The organism is Pantoea sp. S18 (assembly GCF_045689705.1).
In the GTDB taxonomy this organism is placed as follows: domain Bacteria; phylum Pseudomonadota; class Gammaproteobacteria; order Enterobacterales; family Enterobacteriaceae; genus Pantoea; species Pantoea symbiotica.
Genome location: NZ_CP142688.1, coordinates 3,559,551 through 3,578,714 on the forward strand (window position 1 = coordinate 3,559,551; position 19,164 = coordinate 3,578,714).

Consider the following 19,164-nt stretch of genomic DNA (forward strand, 5'->3'; position numbering starts at 1 on the left):
AAGTGATTAGAAATCGACGTTTACACCCAGCTGGAAGGTGCGGCCTGGCATTACGGCCAGGTTGATGTCGTTGCGTTCCTGGGCATTGCTGCTGGTCAGCGTGCGGCTGCTGGTGTAATCCCAGTATTTGCGATCGGTAATGTTGTAGATGCCGCCGCTCAGCTTGACGTTTTTCGTCGCCTGCCAGTAAGCCGTCGCATCCACCATGCCGTAACCCGGTACGCGCATATATTCCGAGGTGGAATCAGTGATTGCCGTGCCGGTGTTGGTGTAGCTTTCGCGGTTGGTCGCCGTGGCCTGTTTGCCTTTCACGAAGGTGGCGGTCAGCGCTGCGCCGTAGCCGCGCGCTTTGTCATCCCACGCCAGGCCAACAATCGCTTTCAGTGGCGCGACGCTATCGAGATCGATGTACTTGTCACCGGCGTAGCTGGACTTCGATTTACCTTCGTTATAGCCCAGCGCAAAGGTGCTGCTCAGGCCATCCACTTGCGGGAACCAGGTGCCGTAATTCACTTTGGTTGAGATCTCAGCACCATAAATGTAGGCCTTATCGCGGTTTTCAGCCTGATAGCTGGTGTAGATGTTGCTCGGTACGTTAACGAACATCTCCGGATTGGCCGAGCGACGATAGCGGGTGTAAGCGATGAAGTTTTTGTACTGGTTGTAGAACACCGAAGTGTTAACCGTTACGCCTTCTGTCGCCTGGCCTTTCAGGCCCCACTCGAAGTTGTTGCTGGTTTCGGTTTTCAGATCGGTGTTACCAATCAGCGCATACTGCGCGCTCCCCGCATAGCTGGAGCCAAGGTTCCATGAACCATACAGTTGGCTGGTGGTAGGGAACTGCACGCCGCGTTTGTATTGCAGATAGGTGGTCAACGCTGGCGTTAAGTCGTACTGGAAGGTCAGCGATGGCAGCACCTGCGTATCGGAGTTGGTTTTGCCGTACAGCGCATCAACCTGCTCTTCGGTCAGCACTGTGCTGCCGTTAGTCAGATCGCCCAGATCCTTGGGTTTGGTGCTTTGATACATCACGCGTACGCCGGGAATGACCGCGAAGTTGTGGCTATTAAGATCGAAATTGATCTTATCTTGCAGGTAACCCGCCACAGCGAAGGTGCGGCTGTCAGACTGCGGCTGCGTGATGGCGCTGAAGGTGCTCGGCGTTGGTTCCTGACGGAATGGACGCTCGCTGTTATCCAGGCGCGCGTTGACACCGGCACTCAGCTCATGGCGGCCCAGCGTTTTGGTGCCGCGCGTGTCGAAACCGTAGGTATCGACGTTGAAATCAGAGTAAACAAAGCCGTACTGGCTGGCACTGGTTGGCAAATAGGTATTGTCGTGCGCCTGCGTTTGCTGCCAGTAAAGGCGCGTGGTCAGCGTATCGATAAAGTCGTTGTACGGCGTCCACTCATCCGCCAGATTGATGCCCCAGCGGCGCGTATCACTCTGCTGCTGCGCGGTGCCCCAAACGGTGTTGCCGCTGGTGTCCCAGGTGTCGTAATGGCTGTGATTGGTTTTGTGATAGTAATCGAAAGTAGCGCTCAGCTTATGTTGATCGTTCGGCTGCCAGATACCGGAGGTCATAAAGGCGTCCGAGTGCCAGTTGGCCGGATAAGCATCGATCACGCCGCTGTTGTTCTCGGTCTCCTGACCATCGCGACGACTGTAAACAAACAGGCCACGCAACTCGTCATCGCCGGCGGCGGCAGTGATGCCGTTGTGCCAGCTACGATTCGATGAGTCGTAACCGCTCTGATAACCGAAGTAAGTATTTTTGTCGCTACTAAGGTAATCGTCGGCGCTTTTGTTATGGAACGAGACGTTACCGCCAATCGAGGTATTCGGCTGATCCACCGCCGTGGCGCCCTTCTCGATATCAACGCTGCCAAACATGTAGGGATCGATGTAATCGCGGCCAATACCAAAGGTGTTGTTGCCGGTGCGGCTGACGTAAGGACGTCCGGTGGCATCCGGAATCGGAATGCCGTCGATATCCATGCCGACGCGGTTACTCTCCAGGCCACGAATGTTGTAACCGGTATAGCCCGCGCGGTCGAAACCGCTTTTGCCGGCAGAGGATCCGCCGCTCGAACCGGTGGCGCTGATCAGCGGTTCATAACGCATGATCGAACCGAAATCATTCGCGCCGCGTTTTTGCAGCTCTTGTGCCGTAATGGTGGTTTTATTACCGGCCTGCTGTTTTGGCGCGGTGACGGTGAGAACCGGTTCATTGCTGGTGCTGTCGCTGGCGGCAAAGCTGCAAGCGGCATGAATGGCTGAAGATAAGATGGCAACTTTGAAAAGACGTTGCTGGGCCGTTCCCTGAAAGAGTGAAGACATGCGCGAAATACCTGGTTAATTGTTAGTATTCGCTCACTTGCTTGCTGCCTGAAAGTACGGGCTTTGGTTAAAAGACCGTAAAAAAATATGGACTTATTTTATGTAATAAATGATGTCGACAGGAATGTAATGCAAGTGGTAATCATTATCAACTAGCAGTAAGCTAAGATGTATCTTGGACCGCACATTTTGTTAACTTCATTATCTAAACGAGACAGGTTATGTCACAAAAACCAGCGATTACCATTCATTACTGCACACAATGTAACTGGCTGCTGCGTTCCGCCTGGATGGCGCAGGAGCTGCTGCATACGTTTGCCGAGGATTTAAGTGCAGTGACGCTCAAGCCGGGAACCGGCGGCGTGTTTGAGATCACCATTGATGGTCAGGTGATTTGGGAGCGTAAGCAGGAAGGCGGTTTCCCGGATGCGGCTGCGCTGAAGCAGCGCGTGCGCGATGTTTGCTGGCCGGATCGCGCGCTTGGGCATGTGGATAAGAAGAAGAGTTGATTTTGGTTGGTGCGGTTTTCTGGACGGTCGCCATGAATGGCGACCCTACGTTCGGCGTTAACTGTTCGCGATTTTCTCGGCCGCCTGATGCAACGCTTCAATCACGATTTCCAGCGACTCTGCAGAAATATCTTCCTGCGCCAGACGATGATTCAAGGTGTGTTTGATCAGGTGAATCGCCTGCTCAACCTGCGGAATGCTGCGGTTATTCACCAGAATCGCCAGCGAAGTTAAGCGCTCGATAATCGCATCCACATTGTCACGATTCTCCGCCAGCAACGCCACGCCGCTCTCATTCAGCGCATAGGCTTTTCGTGATGCCTGCGCATCGACCACGCGAATCGCATCCATCTCTTCGAGCAGCGTCAGGTTGGGATAAATAATGCCGGGACTCGGGGAATATTCCCCTTTTGAGAGCTCTTCAACCGATTTGATCAGCTCATAACCGTGCGCAGAACTGTTAGCCAGAAAGTGCAGCATTAACAGGCGGATATCGCTGGCATCCAGCATCCGCTCCCGACGCTTCTTACGTGCGCCTGCACAGACGGTACGCTGTGCGTGATCGGACTGCCATGGAAAATCCCGCTGCTGTTTCATTGCCTTCCTGAGCGCTAATTAAAGGAGGTTGATAGTAGTCTGCCACCTGGCAAAATTCAACACAGGCGGCAGCGCGCGCGGCATTACCGTTATTTCTGATGCCAATAAGCTACGGCGCGCACGAAATCGGTATTTGCACCGCGTCCCAGGGTGAAGTAATCGCTCAGCGATTTCACCGCTTCGCCCTCGCCGGTCAGCCAGATGAAGTATTCAGTGGCGGGCAGCGCAATCTGATCCAGCTGCGCCGTTATCGGTGCCAGGTTATCGGCCTGCATGCTGCCGCTTCCCAACCAGCTCACCTGCACATTCGGCAGATCACCGAGATAATCGCGCCCGGTGGCTTCATCGGCATAGGCCAGCAGGTGAATGTCCTGCGCCTGGATTTCGCTGTAACGACGTTTAAAGGCCGGCAAACCGGTCTCATCACAGACGTAAATCTGGCAGGCATAATCCGTTGGTATCACCAACGAACCGCGCGGGCCGCCCATCGCAATTTGATCGCCCACTTTGGCTTCGCTTGCCCAGCTGCTGGCAACGCCGCCATCGTGGATGTAGAAATCGATGGTCAGAGAATCGACGCCGTTAAATTCCAGCGGCGTGTAATCACGCGCGGCAGGACGCACGCCATTCGGCCAAACGATGCCTTCATCAGTGATTTGCGGCAGCGCCAGTTCGGCACCAGCATGTTCCGGGAAAAACACTTTGATGTGATCGTCAAACGATGGCGAGTTGAAGCCGGCCAGATCGCTGCCGTTGAAAACAATGCGCCAGAATTCACCGGCAATCAGCGTCTTACTTGCCACAGTGATATGGCGGAAACGCAGTTCATTACGCACGCGGCGTGGCGCGCGTTCGGAAGGGGTAGTTTGCAAGTGGTGTCTCCCTAAAAGATAGTGAAAGTCATTCTCATCTGATGAGGAGAGAATAGTTATGATATATCTTCGATGCAATGCCGAAAAATGCTATCTGTGTGTTTGGTCGCCAGAATGGTACGCGCAATCGCAAAGGTCGCCATGAATGGCGACCCTACGGGAGGCATGTGCGAATGTAGGGGCGTCATTTATGACGACCTTCATAAAGGATGCAGCAGATGGGAATTTTGTGGCGGGACGAGATTAAGCCTGGTGATTGCCGCAGGTTACGAAACTGCCATCATCCTGGCTATGTTTCGGCAGCACATTGTCGCCGAGAATTTCATGCTGCGCACAATGGGGTTGATGCGGATGCAGTCCACCCGGCGGTGAAAAAGGCTCAGCCATCTGTGCACTTGCCAGCGAAGAAAACGCTACAAGCGCTGTCATGAGGAACAACGGTAGAAGTCGCATAATTTTTTGTCTGTTCACTATAGCGGCCCGGAATGGACCAGAAATGCAGGTGATTATCCAGCCTGATGTGTGGCGGCTGGTGATTTACGCGGCCAATCAGGTTTCGATGAAGAATTTTACGCCGATTAACGCCTTGAGTTTATAAAATCGTGCGGTTTGTCACGGTTTACCGCACGAATTATGCATTACTTATCCGCCACCGGAATATAGAAGGTGCCCTGCAGCAGATCGGGCGTGCTGTATTTCAGATCCAGCTTGAGCAGATCTTTGCCCGCACGGCGTGCTACGCCTAGCGCTGGCAAGTGGTTGTAGTAAATCTCCGCGGTGAACGCGTTGATCTCTTCCGGTGCACCGTGCCAGTCAATCTCCGCATACAAACCACTTTCGCCGGTCCAGTTCTGCACGTTGCGCGGCAGTACATCGGCGTACTGACTTTCCAATGCCTGGAACAGGCTGATGTGCTGCTGATCGGCTGAATGTACGCCCGGACTGAACTGGAAGCCCAGCCAGCCGCGATTCACGTGCTGACCCGCAAAAGCGATGAAGTCGCGCGTGTGCTGCGCCACCACATGGTTGTGGTGATCGATGTACTCCCCGAAGCGACATTCCCACTCAATCACTTCACCACACAGCTGAATTTCCGGCTTCTGCGCCAGACGCGCATTGACCCACTCACGCTGCGTGGAGATGCGGCTGTGGAAATCCTTCATCAGCATCTCCGGAATGCGGCGATAGGCACCCGGCGTCATTGAGAAGTGACTTTTAAACACGCGGGTAAAATTCTGCTGATTATCAAAGCCAAAGCGCACCGCAATATCAATCAGCGGCATGCTGGTCAAACGCAGCGCCATCGCCGCCATGGTCAGACGACGTTTGCGCGTGTAGGACGCCAGCGTTTGCCCGGTCATCTCTTTGAACATGCGCTGCATGTGCCATTTGGAGTAACCGGATTTCAGGGTAATCAGATCGATGTTGAGCTCGTCGGTCAGGTTCGCTTCAATCCAGTCCACCAGATCGTTGATGTACTGTTTTTTTACATTCAGGCTGAGCATGATTTTGATGGTCGAATGAGGTGGTTAACGTAATGAATTTGCGTTATTCGTCACATAAATATAACAAAAACGTATTACTAACGTAAGGAAGAGTAAACGTACCGAAGCGGGAAAAGCATTAATTGCTTAGGTTACTAACGTTTTTTTGATCGCAGAAAAGAAAAAGGTCGCCATGAATGGCGACCTTACGGTGATATCAGCGAGTTCTGCTAATGCCGGAACTCAATGCGAACGCATGCCCGCTGCCGTCATCATCATACGAAACAGTGATGCCACCACACCGAGTGCCAGCACGCTTGCGCCGTAAATGACCACCAGCCTCATCAACTGCTTCCACCACGGAATCTTCGTTTCAGAGTGAGTTTTCATGTTGCTGACCTCGGTTTTCATATCAATGGTATCCTTCGTCGGCTTTGATTTTTCCGCGGAACACGTAGTAACTCCAGAAGGTGTAACCCAGAATGACCGGAATAATCAGCAAGCCGCCCACCAGCATAAACGCCTGGCTACTCGCCGGAGACGCCGCCTGCCAGATGGTGATTGACGGTGGAATGATGTTCGGCCAGATGCTGATGCCAAGGCCCGAGAAGCCAAGGAAAATCAGCGCCAGCGTCAGGATGAACGGCGAGTAATGCGCTTCACGTTTGATGGCACGCACAATCCCCCACGAACACAGCACCACCAGCACCGGAACCGGCAGGAACCAGAACAGGTTCGGACGCGAGAACCAGCGCTGCGCGATATCCGCATGCGTCAGCGGCGTCCAGATACTGATAATGCCCACCACCAGCAGCAGCGTCAGCGTCAGCGGTGTCGCCAGCGCAGACATCTTACGGTGCAGGTCGTGTTCGGTTTTCATGATCAGCCAGGTACAACCCAGCAGCGCATAGGCGATCACCAGACCAACGCCGCAGAACAGCGGGAACGGCGCTAACCAGCTCATCGCTGAACCCGCATATTCACGGCCAACCACCGGGAAACCATTCAGGATGGCGCCAACCGCCACGCCCTGACTGAAGGTGGCCAGCAGTGAACCGGCAATAAACGACTTATCCCAGAACGGACGGTGTTCTACCGTAGCTTTAAAGCGGAACTCAAAAGCGACACCACGGAAGATCAGGCCAATCAGCATCGCCGTCAAAGGAATCGACAGCGCATCCAACAGCACCGAATATGCCAGCGGGAACGCGCCGTACAGCGCCGCGCCGCCCAGCACCAGCCAGGTTTCGTTGCCATCCCAAACCGGAGCAACGGTGTTAACCATCATGTCGCGTTCGATGGGATCTTTGTTAAACGGCAACAGCAGGCCAATGCCGAGATCGAAGCCATCCATCACGATGTACATCAAGGTGCCAAACACGATGATGGCAAACCAGATAATTGAAAAGTCGATCATCTTAGTGCTCCCCACTCTTTTCGCTATGGGTTTTGGCCGCCGACAACGGACGCGCTGGCGTGTGATGCTGACCCGGACCACCGTGATCAACCTCTTTACCTTCGCCGGTCACCGGACCCTCTTTGATCAGACGCATCATGTAGAGGTAACCGACACCAAACACCGACGAGTAGACCAGAATGAACGCCAGCAGGCTGATGCTCATGTGCATATCGCCATGCGCGGAGACCGCATCAATGGTGCGCTGCACGCCATAAACCACCCAAGGCTGACGCCCAATTTCGGTAGTAAACCAGCCGGCCAGAATGGCAATCAAACCCGATGGGCCCATCAGCAGCGTGAACCACAGGAACGGACGCGAGTGATACAAACGGCCTTTGAAGCGCAGCCACAAAGACACCACGCCGAGCGTAATCATCAGCAGGCCCAGCGCCACCATCACGCGGAATGACCAGAAGATGATGGTGGAGTTCGGACGGTCCTCTTTCGGGAAGCTCTTCAGCGCAGGGATCTGCTTGTCGAGGCTATGCGTCAGAATCAGGCTGCCGAGGTACGGGATTTCCAGCGCGTACTTGGTACGCTCCTGCTCCATATCCGGCACACCGAACAGAATCAGCGGCGAGGCTTCACCCGGCTTGTTTTCCCAGTGTCCTTCAATTGCCGCGATTTTCGCTGGCTGATGCTCAAGGGTGTTCAGACCGTGCGCATCACCGATCATTGCCTGAATCGGTGCCACAATCAGCGCCATCCACAATGCCATCGAGAACATCTTACGAATCGCTGGATTGTCGTTACCGCGCAGCAAATGCCATGCGCCCGACGCGCCGACAAAGAAGGCGCTGGCGAGGAAAGCACCCACCGACATGTGGAACAAGCGATAAGGGAACGAGGGGTTGAAGATGATTTTCAGCCAATCTTCCGGTACCACGATGCCGTTCTGGATGATGTAGCCCTGCGGCGTATGCATCCAGCTGTTCGACGCCAGAATCCAGAAGGTGGAGAAGATGGTGCCGAGCGCGACCATGCAGGTTGCGAAGAAGTGCAAGCCTGGACCGACGCGGTTCCAGCCAAACAGCATCACGCCAAGGAAGCCCGCTTCAAGGAAGAACGCGGTTAACACTTCATAGGTGAGCAGCGGGCCGGTAATACTGCCAGCAAACTGTGAGAAACCACTCCAGTTAGTACCGAACTGGTACGCCATCACCAATCCGGATACCACGCCCATGCCGAAGTTAACGGCAAAAGCTTTCGACCAGAAATGGTAGAGATCGCGATAGGTCTCGTTACGGGTTTTCAGCCACATCCCTTCAAGCACCGCCAGGAAACTGGCGAGACCGATGGTGATGGCTGGAAAGATAATATGGAAGGAAACAGTAAATGCGAACTGAATCCTGGCCAGATGAAAGGCGTCTAATCCAAACATTGCTTACCTCATTGCCACAAATTACACCGAATTTTTACTTATAATTAACAAGCAGAGCGCAGCGGTTATTTCGCCGTGCTTAAAGAAATGTCGCGCCAATGTAAAAGGAAGTGGTGCGAACGAAAAGATACAGGGGAAGTCGGTAAAACTATAACAGTGTTTTTTGATTTCGATCATTGTTTTCAGCAGAAACTAATACTTTAAAATCACTATGTTAAGGTTAATCACCCTCACTCATTGTGACAATATTGTTATTATTTTACGTTTATTCCCGCTGTGCTTATCAGGTAACCACTTCATTTATTTATTTTTTAGTGCGCAGAAAAAAGGCGTTATTTACTGCTCCTCATTAGAGCATGTAAATATTTCCGGACAGCTCGGGATGATCAGAATTGTTAATTAAAAGATAATTAATTTAAAACGAAAAACGTAATTCCTGCTGCTTATTGGTGACGTGATGTAAACGTGGTTACGTTAACCTGCTGCGGCATGGCATTTGCCAGCGGCGACAAGCTGTGCTTTTTTAGAGCAGTAATCAACCAGTTAAACAGCGAAGGAGAGGTTATGGCCCGTCTTACTGCACAGGATTTCCCTCAGGAACTGCTCGAGCTTTACGATTACTACGCCCACGGCAAAATCAGCAAACGCGAATTTATCTCGATGGCGGCGAAATTCACCGTTGCGGGCATGGCGGGCGCAACATTATTGAGCGCGATGAGCCCTAATTATGCGCTGGCGCAGCAGGTGGAATTTACCGATCCGGCGATCAAACCGGAGTACATTCACTATCCATCACCGCAAGGCCACGGCGAGGTGCGTGGCTATCTGGTGCGACCGGCCAATGCAACCGGCAAAGTGCCTGCAGTGGTGGTGGTGCACGAGAATCGTGGCCTTAATCCCTATATCGAGGATGTGGCGAGACGCGTAGCGAAAGCCGGTTATATCGCGCTGGCACCGGATGGCCTGAGTTCGCTGGGCGGCTATCCGGGCAATGATGACGAAGGAAAGACGATGCAGGCCAAAGTCGATCCAACCAAGTTGATGAATGACTTCTTCGCCGCCATTGATTTCCTGATGCATCACGAGGAAGGCACCGGCAAAGTGGGCATCACCGGCTTCTGCTACGGTGGCGGCGTCGCCAATGCGGCTGCAGTCGCGTTCCCCGATTTGGCCTGTGCGGTGCCATTTTATGGTCGTCAGCCTAAATCTGAAGATGTGCCACGCATCAAAGCGCCGCTGTTGTTGCACTACGCCGCGCTGGATAAAGGCATCAACGAAGGCTGGCCAGCTTATGAAGAGGCGTTGAAGGCCAATCACAAAGTCTACGAAGGCTATGTTTATCCCGGCGTGAACCATGGCTTCCATAATGATTCGACGCCGCGTTATGACAAAGCCGCCGCCGAATTAGCCTGGAGCCGCACGCTGGGTTGGTTTGAGAAGTATTTGCGGGCGTGATGGCTGCGGTCGCCATAAATGGCGACCCTACTAATTCGACTGCATCGTTTGTAGGATCGCCATTCATGGCGACCTTCTCAATGCGCCTTCAATATCCGATGCACATTGCTCTCCAGCCAATCTGCCAGCCCGGTCACCTGCCCTTCCACTTCGCGGCCTAACGACGTCAAACGATACTCGACGTGTGGCGGCACCACTTCATAGGCAATGCGCTCAACAAAACCATCCTCTTCCATATAGCGCAGCGTCTGCGCCAGCATTCGTTCGCTCACGCCGCCAATCTTGCGACGTAGCTCGCTAAAGCGCAGAGTTTCTTCGCGTAGCGCCAGCAAAATCAGTACGCTCCAGCGGCTGGTAATGCGTTTCAGCACTTCGCGCGACGGGCAGTTCACGTTAAGCAACTCACCGCGCGTAAATTTTTCACTCATCTTTTCAGACATTTAACTCCCCCACTTCAAACTAACAAATCTGTAAGTACTTACTAAAAGTTAGTTTATCGCTTAGGCTGTTTTCATACCAGTTCAAAAGGAGAACATCATGATTGCGATTACAGGTGCCACAGGCCAACTGGGCCGTTTGGTGATTAACGAGTTACTGAAAAAAGTGCCGGCTAGCGAAATCATTGCAGCGGTGCGTTCGCCGGAGAAAGCGGCCGATCTTAAAGCGTTGGGCGTGATACTGCGTGCGGCGGATTACAGCAAACCGGAAACGCTGCAGAGCGCCTTTGCTGGTGTCGATAAGCTGCTGCTGATCTCTTCGAGTGAAGTCGGCCAGCGTGAGGCGCAGCACAAGGCGGTGATCGAGGCGGCAAAAGCCGCTGGCGTTGGCTTTATCGCCTACACCAGCTTACTGCATGCCGATACATCGCCGTTGGGATTAGGCGTTGAGCATCGTGCGACTGAAGCACAGCTGAAAGCCTCCGGCATTCCTTTCGCGCTGCTGCGTAACGGCTGGTACACCGAAAACTACGCGGCGAGTATTGCACCAGCGCTGGCGCATCATGCCTTTATTGGTGCGGTGGGTGAAGGTCGCATCGCCTCTGCGGCGCGCGCTGACTATGCGGCGGCGGCAGCCGAAGTGATCAGCCGTGACGACCAGGCCGGTAAAGTGTATGAACTGGCTGGCGACGACAGCTACACGCTGGCGCAGTTCAGCGCCGAGATTGCCAAACAGTCTGGCGAGCAAGTTGATTACATCAACCTGCCACAGGCCGAATTTGCCGCCGCGCTGAAAGGTGCCGGTTTGCCGGATGGCTTGTCCGAGATGCTGGCAGATTCAGATGCCGGTGCCGAAAAAGGCGGCTTGTTCGATGATAGCCATACGCTGAGCAAACTGATTGGCCGTGCAACCACGCCGTATGCGGAAGTGATTAAGGCAGCGTTACAGAAGTAAGGTTAACCAGGTTGGCATTTATGCCGACCTGGTCAATCACCGCTGCGTTTGCCATCAATTGATCAAGCCATCCCACGCTTTTTCACGCAAATTTTAGCGATTTTCTTAAATACAGATAATTCTGCGTAGCTATTTAAACATCCATCCTAAACGCCGCTTTCATTTCCTGAAATATAGTCCGTTGTAAACGCTGAAAAATCATAAAAACACCGGATCCATCGACATGATTTATTACGTTCATAGATAAATCGCATTGTTGTTTCGCCCGTTCAGAGCTCTATAATTTGTTCTTTACGCATTCAAGAATTTACCAGGAGGCTGCTATTAATACTAACCAACAGCAATATAACGCTTTCGAGGATCGACGCGCTGATGCTGAACTGGAGTATCAATATAATCCTCATGAGTTCGTTCGCGAAGGTATGCAGGATTCGGAGCCGGAACCCGAGCTGATTGAAGGTCTGCCCGCGCCGGATGCGCTGACGCCTGCCGATCGCTACATGGAGCTGTTTGAGCAGGTTCAGACATCGCACATATTTGCCGACAGCAAAACGTTCCCGGACTGCGCACCAAAATTCGATCCGCTGGATATTTTAATTCGTTTTCGTCGTCGTAAACGCGCAGCGGATTTTGATCTGGAAGCATTCGTGCACGAACATTTTTATTCGCCTCAGGTGAATGAGAGTTTTTATGTTTCCAATCCGGATAAAACCTTAACCGAACATATTGACGATCTGTGGCCGGTGTTAACCAAAATGCCGCAGCAACATTTAGCGCACTCATCGCTGCTGCCGTTGCCAAAACCCTATGTGGTACCCGGCGGTCGATTTGGAGAAACCTATTACTGGGACTCCTACTTCAGCATGCTCGGTCTGGCCGATGCAGGTCGCGATGATTTGCTGCGTCACATGGCGGATAACTTTGCCTGGCTGATTGATAACTATGGTCACGTGCCGAACGGCAACCGGACTTACTATCTCAGCCGCTCGCAGCCACCGGTATTTGCGCTGATGGTTGAACTGTTTGAAGAGGATGGCATTCGCGGGGCGAAACGCTATCTCGATCAGCTGATGAAAGAGTATCAGTTCTGGATGGATGGCGCGGGCGAGTTGATGCCGCATCAGGCCTATCGCCACGTGGTGCGCATGCCAGATGGTTCGCTGCTCAACCGTTACTGGGACGATCGCGACACGCCGCGCGATGAGTCGTGGCTGGAAGATATTGAAACCGCGAAGAAATCGGGTCGTCCGGCGAATGAGGTTTACCGCGATCTGCGTGCCGGTGCCGCATCGGGCTGGGATTACTCTTCCCGCTGGCTGCGCGATCCACAGCGTCTGGCGAGTATTCGCACCACGCAATTTATTCCGATCGATCTCAACGCGTTCCTCTACAAGCTGGAGCTGATGATTTCGACGCTGTCCCACGCCAAAGGCGAAGAGTTAACGGCGCTGGCGTGGCAGAAAAAAGCCGATGCGCGTAAGCAGGCGATTCACCGCTATCTGTGGGATAACACCGCCGGTGTTTACCGCGATTACGACTGGCGCCGCGAGCGCTTTGGCGCCTTTACCGCCGCAGCAGTGGTTCCGCTGTTCCTTGGTCTCGCCTCACCCGAGCAGGCGCACTTGCAGGCTGTTGCGCTACGTCATCTGTTGTTGACGCAAGGCGGTTTGCTGACCTCGATGGTGGAGAGCGGCGAGCAGTGGGATAAACCCAATGCATGGGCGCCGCTACAGTGGATGGCGGTTGTCGGCTTGAATCACTACGGTGAAGAGACGCTGGCGACAGAAATTGCCGTTAACTGGCTGAATACGGTCAACAATTTCTATTCACTGCATCATAAGCTGGTGGAGAAGTATGACATCAGCGGCGATCGCGCCCGTCCGGGTGGCGGTGGTGAATATCCGCTGCAGGACGGCTTCGGCTGGACCAACGGCGTGACGCGCAGATTGATGACCATGTATGGGCATTTGCTGGCGGATTGATTAATACGCACCGTAGGGTCGCCATTCATGGCGACCGTTTCACATATTGCGCATTTGGTCGCCATTCATGGCGACCGCTAACGACTTCTACTTCTGCAAAAACGCCAACAAATCCGCATTCAGCTGATCCTGATGCGTCACCGCAAATCCATGCGGACCGTTCTCATAAACCTTCAGCTCCGACCCTTCAATCATCTCATGCGCCAACTTACCGGTGGCTTCAAACGGCACGATCTGGTCGTTGCTGCCATGAATCACCAACGTCGGCACATCAACTTTAGCGATATCCGCGCGGAAATCGGTCTCAGAGAAGGCCGTGACACAATCAATCGTGCCTTTCAGCGACGCCAGCAGCGCGATGTTCAACGTCTGCGTCAGCACGCCATCAGAAACGGTTTGCCCGGCGTTGATGCCATAGAACGGCGTGGCGAACTCCTTGATAAATTGCGCGCGGTCTTTACGCAACCCCTCTTTGATACCATCAAACGCAGCCTGCTCTACGCCTTCTGGATGATCGGCAGTCTTGCCGAAGATCGGGGTTACCGCGCCCAGCAACACTAATCCTTTCACTTTCGCCGTGCCGTAGCGGCCGATATAGCGCGTCACATCGCCGCCACCCATTGAGAAGCCCACCAGCGTCACGTCGTCTAATTGCAGATGCCCAATCAGGCCATGAATATCATCGGCAAAGGTATCGTAATCGTAGCCTTCCCACGGCTGTTCAGAACGGCCAAAGCCGCGGCGGTCAAAGGCAATCACGCGGTAGCCGCGCTCAGCAAGGAAATTGAGTTGGCTATCCCACATATCGGCATCCAGCGGCCAGCCGTGGCTAAACAGCACCGGTTGGCCCTTGCCCCAATCTTTGAAGTAAAGGTTCACGCCGTCTTTAGTCTTGAAAGTGCTCATGTTTTTGCTCCGTTAGTGAGTGATGTTGTGTCTGCCAATCAAACTACATCGAGCTATGGGAAAAACCTAAAGCAGAGATTTTGACAACTTGTTCAAGGTTTTTGGTGCTGCAAAGCTGTCAAAAAAGCCTGAACAAGTTGAGGAATTTTTTCCGCTATCAAGCACGCGGTGGGATTCGTAAGGTGCTTACATCGCCTCTCTTACAGGAACATGATGATGAGCCAGCCCACTTCCGCTACGTCGCGCAGCAGCGCTTTCTCACCCTTTGGTTACGGGCTGTTTGCCCTGATCTGGACCGCTTCAGTGCTCGGCAACACCGGCAGCTTTATCCGCGATGTCGCCAGCGCCTGGCTGGTGACCGGACTCTCCGATAACCCCACGGCGGTGGCGCTGATGCAAACTGCCGCCACTTTGCCGGTGTTCCTGCTGGCGCTGCCGGCTGGCGTGCTGTCGGATATCGTCGATCGCCGTCGCCTGCTGATTGTAGTGCAAATACTCATGGCCAGCGTCAGCGGTACCTTGCTGCTGCTATCGCACAATAACTGGCTCACGGTGGAATGGTTGATCGGCCTGACCTTCGTCGGCGGCATTGGCGCAGCGCTGTTTGGTCCCGCCTGGCAGGCGATTGTGCCGGAGCTGGTGCCGCGTCATGAGTTGAAAAATGCCGTGGCGCTCAACTCACTCGGCATCAATATCGCGCGCGCCATTGGTCCGGCGACCGGCGGTTTGCTGCTGGCAAGTCTGGGAGCGATGGCGGCTTATGGCGCCGATGTGGCGAGCTACTTTTTCGTCATCGCCGCGCTGCTGTTGTGGAAGCGCCCAGCGAAAGCCAAAACCGAACTGAATGAACACTTCTTTGGCGCGTTTCGTGCCGGGCTACGCTATGTGCGGGCCAGCCACGATCTGCATCGCGTGCTGCTGCGTGCCGCGCTCTACTTCGCTTTTGCCAGCGCTATTTGGGCGCTGCTGCCGCTGGTGGCGCGCAGCATGCTGCACGGCACTGCAGGCTTCTACGGCCTGCTACTCGGTGCCGTCGGCGGCGGTGCGATTGCCGGTGCGCTACTGCTGCCGCGCCTGCGCAGCGTGCTGAGTAACGATGGCTTGCTGCTGCTCTCGGCGCTGCTGAGTGCGCTGGTGATGCTGGCGCTGGCGTTCAGTCCGCCGCAGTGGCTGGTGCTGGTATTGATGCTGGTGCTGGGCGTGGGCTGGATCATCGCGCTGACCACCTTAAACGGCGTGGCACAGGCGGTGCTGCCGGATTGGGTGCGCGGTCGCGGGTTAGCCGTCTATTTGATGGTGTTCAACGGCACGCTGGCGGGCGGCAGTTTGGCGTGGGGCCTGATTGCGCAGCATGCGGGACTCGGCAATACGCTGCTAATTGCCGGTGCGGGATTGATTATTAGCGCGCTGCTGCTGAAGCGTCTGGTGTTGCCCGCCGGTGAAGCCGACCTGCAACCGTCGCTGCACTGGGCGGAACCGCAGCTGGATGCCGATACCGATGTGCGTCGCGGGCCGGTGTTGATTCAGATCCGCTATCGCGTGCTGCCGGAAGATCGCGCTGCCTTCAAACAGGCGATCCACAAGCTGGCGCATGCCCGTCGTCGCGACGGCGCGTATTCATGGGGATTGATGGCGCAAACCGACGATCCCAACGCGTTGCTGGAGTGGTTTTTGGTTGAGTCGTGGCAGGAGCATTTACGCCAGCACCAGCGCGTTTCCCACGCTGATGCCGAGTTACAGCAGACGGTGCTGCAATACCATCAGGGCGAGGATGCTCCGTTGGTCAGCCACCATATCGCCATCTGATTACGCTGGCAGATAGACATCGCGCAAACCTGGCAGCGTGAGTAAGCGCTCGCGCCACCAGGTTGCCGCATTACCGCAGGCGCTTTCGTTCCACGCCAGATACGCCATATCGCGGCGGCATTCGCTATCCAGCTGACGCGCCACCAACGCCCCGCTTGCCAGATGTGGACGCGCCAGATAAAGCGGCAGATAGCCGCAGCCAAGGCCATCCAGCTGTGCCTGCAGTTTGGTAGGGAAATCATGCACGCTCAGGGTTTTCTGCTCATCCAGCACACGTAAATCAATGCCCGTGCCGTGGCGCGAAGAGTCATGCACCGTAACGGCGCGATACTGGCGGATCTGCTCGCGCGGCAGCGGTTCCGGCGCGGTAGCGAGCGGATGATTAGGCGCGACGGCAAACACATATTCAAGCCAACCCAGCGGCTGGCAGACAATCTCTTTGCGCGTGGCGGGTTCCTGCACCGCGCCAAAGACAATGTCCGCTTCGCCGTAGTTGAGCGCTTCCCAGCAGCCGGAAAGGACATCCTGGCGGAATTGCAATTGGGTGTGCGGATGCTCCTGATAAAACTCATCGATCAGCGGCGTCAAAATGCTAAACGGCACCGATGCATCTACGCTTATTACCAGCTGGCTCTCCCAACCGCTCTCCACGTAGCGCGCCTGCTGTTCCAGCTCATTCACCGCACGCAGCAGCGTGCGCCCTTTCTCCAGCATCAGGCGGCCGGTGGGCGTAAAAGTGGCGCGATGGCCGGAACGATCGAGCAGCGTGATTTTGAGATCGCTCTCCATTTTCTGCACGGTGTAGCTCAATGCAGACGCGGTTTTGAACAGCCGCGCCGCAGCGGCAGCAAAGGTGCCGTGGCGATCCAGTGCGTCCAAAATCAACAGCGCCTCAAGGTTTAAACGCATGGCCAATCCTCCCCAAAAATTGTTGAACAACAACCCAAAAACAATCCGTTATCAATAACTGCTCTCATTTCGTATTTTTTTAACCAACGAAGCAAGCGCTTTAACACTGACTCAGCCCGCAACGCGAAATCTTTTGGAGAATGATGATGACAACGGCCTCACTGATTTTTACTAACGGCAAGTTTCACACCGTCGATCGCACTAATCCGCTGGCAACCGCCGTGGCGATTAAAGACGGCAAATTTCTTGCCGTAGGCAGCGAAGCCGAGGTGATGCGCTTCGCCGGCAATGACACGCAAATTATTGACGCCAAAGGCCATACCGGCATTCCCGGCCTCAATGATTCGCACCTGCATCTGATTCGCGGCGGGCTGAATTACAACCTTGAGTTGCGCTGGGAAGGTGTACCGTCGCTGGTGGATGCGCTGCGCATGCTGCGCGATCAGGCACTGCGCACGCCGTCGCCGCAATGGGTGCGCGTAGTCGGCGGCTGGAGTGAGTTCCAGTTTGCCGAACGCCGCATGCCGACGCTGGATGAGATCAACGCCGCCGCGCCGGACACGCCGGTATTTATCCTGCATCTCTACGATCGCGCCCTGCTCAACCGTGCGGCGCTGCGCGTGGTCGGTTACACCAAAGACACGCCGAACCCGCCGGGCGGCGAGATCCAGCGTGACAGCAATGGCAATCCTACCGGCATGCTGATTGCCCGCCCTAACGCCATGCTGCTGTACGCCACGCTGGCGAAAGGTCCAAAATTACCGCTGGAACAGCAGGTTAACTCCACGCGTCAGTTTATGCGCGAGCTCAATCGCCTCGGCCTGACCAGCGCCATTGACGCGGGCGGCGGTTTCCAAAACTTTCCAGATGATTACGATGTGATTTCCGAACTGCATGCCAAAAAGCAGCTGACGGTGCGCATCGCCTACAACCTGTTTACCCAGAATCCCGGCCACGAACTGCAGGACTTCGAGAAGTGGACCGATATGCTGAAACCCGGTCAGGGCACCGATTTCCTGCGCCACAACGGCGCGGGCGAAATGCTGGTGTTCTCAGCGGCAGACTTTGAAGACTTCCTCGAACCGCGCCCCGATCTCGCGCCAGGCATGGAAGATGAGCTGGAGCGCGTGGTGCGACATCTGGTAGAGCATCGCTGGCCGTTCCGCCTGCATGCGACTTACAACGAATCGATCAGCCGCATGCTCGACGTGTTCGAAAAAGTGAATCGCGACATTCCGTTTAACGGCCTGCACTGGTTCTTCGACCACGCAGAAACCATCACCGAAGCCAATATCGAGCGGGTTAAAGCGCTGGGCGGCGGATTGGCGGTGCAGCATCGTATGGCGTTTCAGGGCGAATATTTTGTTGATCGCTATGGCAAAGAAGCCGCCAAACAGACGCCGCCGGTGGCGCGCATGCTGGAAGCCGGCGTGCCGGTGGGATTGGGCACTGATGCTACCCGCGTTGCCAGCTACAACCCGTGGACCGCGCTCTACTGGTTGGTCTCCGGGCGCACCGTCGGCGGCATGCAACTGTACGATGACAATGCGCGTATCGACCGCGAAACCGCGCTGATGCTGTGGACCAAAGGCAGCGCCTGGTTCTCGAATGAGCAAAGTGCCAAAGGCGAGATTAAGGTCGGTCAGCTGGCGGATCTGGTGCTACTGTCGAAAGATTTCTTCAGCGTGCCGGAAGAGGAGATCAAAGGGATTGAGTCGGTGCTGACGCTGGTGGATGGCGAAGTGGTGTATGCCGCAGGCGGATTTACGCCGCTGTCACCGCCGCCCGTGCCGGTGCTGCCTGAATGGTCGCCGGTGGTAACGGTGCCAGGCCACTATCGCAGCGCGCCGCCGCAGGCCAATGGCCGCGCCGCGATGATGCCGAAAGTGCACCAGTGCAGCGGACCGTGCGGCGTGCACAGTCACTCGCACGATGTTGCGCGCCAGTCATCGGTGCCGGTGTCGGATAATCATGCGTTCTGGGGTGCGCTGGGCTGCTCATGTTTTGCGTTTTGAGTGAGAGGCCAAACCATTGTCGTAGGGTCGCCATTTATGGCGACCAAAAGTTATGGC

The 19,164-nt window shown here is 55.0% G+C and carries 18 protein-coding genes; 7 read left to right on the forward strand and 11 right to left on the reverse strand.

The window, feature by feature from the left end; genetic code table 11:
• Window positions 1–6: 6 nt before the first annotated feature.
• Window positions 7–2,340, reverse strand: coding sequence for a TonB-dependent receptor domain-containing protein (locus VIJ98_RS16505; protein WP_154155267.1), 2,334 nt, complete (start codon window positions 2,338–2,340; stop codon window positions 7–9).
• A gap of 221 nt (window positions 2,341–2,561) precedes the next feature.
• Here VIJ98_RS16505 and VIJ98_RS16510 point away from each other — a divergent pair, with 221 nt between their 5' ends.
• A complete protein-coding gene (locus tag VIJ98_RS16510; protein WP_154155265.1) occupies window positions 2,562–2,849 on the forward strand; it encodes a SelT/SelW/SelH family protein in 288 nt (95 codons plus the stop codon).
• 57 nt (window positions 2,850–2,906) lie between these two features.
• On the opposite strand, the gene VIJ98_RS16515 is transcribed toward VIJ98_RS16510, so the two are convergent.
• The 3 genes from VIJ98_RS16515 to VIJ98_RS16525 form a co-directional block, all read right to left on the reverse strand.
• A complete protein-coding gene (locus VIJ98_RS16515) occupies window positions 2,907–3,446 on the reverse strand; it encodes a PadR family transcriptional regulator (RefSeq protein WP_154155262.1) in 540 nt (179 codons plus the stop codon).
• A gap of 89 nt (window positions 3,447–3,535) precedes the next feature.
• Complete coding sequence (locus tag VIJ98_RS16520; RefSeq protein ID WP_323275055.1) at window positions 3,536–4,318, reverse strand: siderophore-interacting protein; 783 nt, start codon at window positions 4,316–4,318, stop codon at window positions 3,536–3,538.
• Between the two features lie 243 nt (window positions 4,319–4,561).
• Complete coding sequence (locus tag VIJ98_RS16525; RefSeq protein WP_162129952.1) at window positions 4,562–4,705, reverse strand: hypothetical protein; 144 nt, start codon at window positions 4,703–4,705, stop codon at window positions 4,562–4,564.
• On the opposite strand from VIJ98_RS16525, the gene VIJ98_RS16530 reads away from it, so the two are divergent.
• Window positions 4,706–4,762: an SEC-C metal-binding domain-containing protein gene (locus tag VIJ98_RS16530; protein WP_137386906.1), complete on the forward strand. Its 57-nt coding sequence runs from the start codon at window positions 4,706–4,708 to the stop codon at window positions 4,760–4,762.
• A gap of 194 nt (window positions 4,763–4,956) precedes the next feature.
• On the opposite strand, the gene VIJ98_RS16535 is transcribed toward VIJ98_RS16530, so the two are convergent.
• From VIJ98_RS16535 to VIJ98_RS16550, 4 genes are all read right to left on the reverse strand, one after another.
• Entirely contained in the window at window positions 4,957–5,823 is an 867-nt protein-coding gene (locus tag VIJ98_RS16535) for a helix-turn-helix domain-containing protein (protein WP_008107201.1), read from the reverse strand.
• Between the two features lie 222 nt (window positions 5,824–6,045).
• Window positions 6,046–6,213 (reverse strand): DUF2474 domain-containing protein, encoded by a 168-nt coding sequence (locus VIJ98_RS16540; RefSeq protein ID WP_323275057.1) that lies wholly within the window; start codon window positions 6,211–6,213, stop codon window positions 6,046–6,048.
• A 1-nt stretch (window position 6,214) separates the two neighbouring features.
• Window positions 6,215–7,219, reverse strand: coding sequence for a cytochrome d ubiquinol oxidase subunit II (gene cydB / locus VIJ98_RS16545; RefSeq protein ID WP_008107197.1), 1,005 nt, complete (start codon window positions 7,217–7,219; stop codon window positions 6,215–6,217).
• 1 nt (window position 7,220) lies between these two features.
• On the reverse strand, window positions 7,221–8,642 hold the full coding sequence (locus VIJ98_RS16550) for a cytochrome ubiquinol oxidase subunit I (protein WP_008107195.1): 1,422 nt from the start codon (window positions 8,640–8,642) through the stop codon (window positions 7,221–7,223).
• Between the two features lie 564 nt (window positions 8,643–9,206).
• On the opposite strand from VIJ98_RS16550, the gene yghX reads away from it, so the two are divergent.
• The gene (gene yghX, locus VIJ98_RS16555; RefSeq protein ID WP_323275060.1) at window positions 9,207–10,097 is read left to right on the forward strand and encodes a YghX family hydrolase; all 891 of its coding nucleotides are present in this window, start codon (window positions 9,207–9,209) and stop codon (window positions 10,095–10,097) included.
• A gap of 77 nt (window positions 10,098–10,174) precedes the next feature.
• On the opposite strand, the gene VIJ98_RS16560 is transcribed toward yghX, so the two are convergent.
• Window positions 10,175–10,537 carry a helix-turn-helix domain-containing protein gene (locus VIJ98_RS16560; protein ID WP_008107191.1) on the reverse strand — a complete coding sequence of 121 codons (363 nt, stop codon included), beginning with the start codon at window positions 10,535–10,537 and terminating at the stop codon, window positions 10,175–10,177.
• A gap of 97 nt (window positions 10,538–10,634) precedes the next feature.
• Between VIJ98_RS16560 and VIJ98_RS16565 the strand changes: the two genes are divergently transcribed.
• Window positions 10,635–11,489 carry an SDR family oxidoreductase gene (locus VIJ98_RS16565; RefSeq protein ID WP_323275062.1) on the forward strand — a complete coding sequence of 285 codons (855 nt, stop codon included), beginning with the start codon at window positions 10,635–10,637 and terminating at the stop codon, window positions 11,487–11,489.
• Between the two features lie 323 nt (window positions 11,490–11,812).
• Window positions 11,813–13,471, forward strand: coding sequence for an alpha,alpha-trehalase TreF (treF, locus tag VIJ98_RS16570; protein WP_052026007.1), 1,659 nt, complete (start codon window positions 11,813–11,815; stop codon window positions 13,469–13,471).
• Between the two features lie 87 nt (window positions 13,472–13,558).
• On the opposite strand, the gene VIJ98_RS16575 is transcribed toward treF, so the two are convergent.
• A complete protein-coding gene (locus tag VIJ98_RS16575; protein WP_323275064.1) occupies window positions 13,559–14,377 on the reverse strand; it encodes an alpha/beta hydrolase in 819 nt (272 codons plus the stop codon).
• A 216-nt stretch (window positions 14,378–14,593) separates the two neighbouring features.
• On the opposite strand from VIJ98_RS16575, the gene VIJ98_RS16580 reads away from it, so the two are divergent.
• Window positions 14,594–16,183, forward strand: coding sequence for an MFS transporter (locus VIJ98_RS16580; protein ID WP_323275066.1), 1,590 nt, complete (start codon window positions 14,594–14,596; stop codon window positions 16,181–16,183).
• Here the strand turns inward: VIJ98_RS16580 and VIJ98_RS16585 are convergent, their stop codons facing one another.
• On the reverse strand, window positions 16,184–17,092 hold the full coding sequence (locus VIJ98_RS16585) for a LysR family transcriptional regulator (RefSeq protein ID WP_008107183.1): 909 nt from the start codon (window positions 17,090–17,092) through the stop codon (window positions 16,184–16,186). It abuts the gene before it with no gap.
• Window positions 17,093–17,238: 146 nt separating this feature from the next.
• Here VIJ98_RS16585 and VIJ98_RS16590 point away from each other — a divergent pair, with 146 nt between their 5' ends.
• On the forward strand, window positions 17,239–19,107 hold the full coding sequence (locus tag VIJ98_RS16590; RefSeq protein ID WP_407330308.1) for an amidohydrolase: 1,869 nt from the start codon (window positions 17,239–17,241) through the stop codon (window positions 19,105–19,107).
• Window positions 19,108–19,164 lie beyond the last annotated feature (57 nt).